This window comes from Burkholderia sp. APQ4-4ca (assembly GCF_057837105.1).
The window spans coordinates 1-479 of sequence record NZ_JBYQCG010000045.1; the positions used below are offsets into that span (position 1 = coordinate 1).

The 479-nt window shown below is 63.3% G+C and carries 1 protein-coding gene; it reads left to right on the forward strand.

Annotation, left to right across the window (positions count from 1 at the left end; translation table 11 throughout):
• A partial coding sequence (locus AC3IFE_RS01595) for an EamA family transporter (protein WP_489189393.1) occupies positions 1–479 on the forward strand: 479 nt, incomplete at both ends.

Genomic DNA, 479 nt, shown 5'->3' on the forward strand with positions numbered 1-479 from the left:
ATTTGCAGTGTTGTGGGGCGTGCCTTTCGTACTGCTCGTCGCGCTCGGGTCGAAGTTGACTTCGGCGGCTCAGGCCGCGTCTGTCGCGCCGACGTTGATGCCGGTCTTCGCCGGCGTGTTCGGCTGGGGTTTCCTGCGTGAGCAGCAGGGACGGTCGCGCTGGATCGGCTACGCGGCGATCATTGCCGGGCTCGTTTTCCTGGTGGGTGCCGGTGTAGCAGTCCATGGCAAACCCAATCCTTTTGGCATCTTTGCACTGACGGCCGCTGCCGCGATGTGGGCCATCTATACGCTGCTGTTCCGACGCAGCGGCCTGACACCGATCCAGTCCGCCGCTCTGATCTGCCTCTGGTCGATGGCGCTTTATCTTCCAGTCTATCTGTTGCTCGGCCTCAGCCGGTTCGGCCTTGCCTCCCGGGGCGAGATCGCCACGCAGGCGCTTTATCAAGGCGTGCTGATGAGTGGCGTCGCGCTCATCA